1 protein-coding gene is annotated in these 1,028 nt (G+C 54.7%); it reads left to right on the top strand.

Features of this window, described 5'->3' with window-relative positions; translation table 11 throughout:
• Nucleotides 1–37: 37 nt before the first annotated feature.
• On the top strand, nucleotides 38–1,028 hold a 991-nt coding region (locus tag V6D20_01220), incomplete at its 3' end, for a hypothetical protein (protein ID HEY9814418.1).

Genomic DNA, 1,028 nt, shown 5'->3' with positions numbered 1-1,028 from the left:
AGCACAACCGGAAGAGACCAAGAGCAAGGAGGTGTCGATGTTGTACACTTACGTTCTCGACGCTTTCAAGTCTCTGGCTCGCTCCGGACGCGAGGCGCAAGGTTTAGTTCTGCCTGGCTTTGGAGAGCGTTGGATTGCTCGCTGCATATGGCACACCATGGTGGTTCGCAACATCCTCAAGAACGCAGGGGCCAAGAGGAGTGGCTACAACACTGTGCAGTTTGTGTGCGATACGCAGGACACCACCTTTCTTATTCATGTGGCCTCTCAGATGGCTGCGCTCATGATTCCCCTGATGCCCAAGACTGCACCAGGTTACGCTGCGGAAGCCACAGCCATTACCGCACAGCGCTTGCAATCCTATTTTCCAAGCAGCATCTTGTCCTGGGAATCTCAGATGCTGCAGGCGTACGTCAAGACGATGAATGTGGTACCCCTCGAAGACAAGACTCCCAGAGTGTCTCCCAAGTACGAGTTAATCTCTGGACAGCAAGTGCTGGAGTTTGCCCTGGAGAAGACTCCCTTGTCTGTAGGTCTCGGTATGCCCGTGCATATGGTAACCCAGTCTTGCCGCAGCGGCGCCAACAGCATCTTCCGTCTGTTTGCTTCAGCCGAACCCACTCTGTGTGGCATCAATGCTGGTGTCATTGCAGCGGCAGCGTTTAGTCTGTGCTTTCCTCTGACCACTGTGCAGACTTGGCGCGAGGACGTACGTCGTGCGGCAGATCAAGTGCTGGCCAAGCCTACTCTGGATGGCTACATCTTCCTGGTTCATATCGACACACAGGAGCCTCTGGAGCGAGAAAACCGCCAGAGGAATGGGTCACACGCTTTTGCCTTTTTGGTCACTACCTCTGCACCAGGAGTGTTGGCGTTCAAGATGTTTTGCGCCTACAATTGCTCTGTGGGCTCCGATCAGGCTGGCAATATGGTGGGCCACCATGACGGCTTTACCGTGTTTCAGTGGCTGCGACTGTTGCCCTGTGAAACGGCTATAACCAGTCCTTACGCTGGCAGCCAGTTGATGG

Source organism: Candidatus Obscuribacterales bacterium (assembly GCA_036703605.1).
Lineage (GTDB): Bacteria > Cyanobacteriota > Cyanobacteriia > RECH01 > RECH01 > RECH01.
The sequence above is the reverse complement of the archived record's forward strand: the minus strand, read 5'-3'. Positions and strand labels throughout refer to the sequence as shown.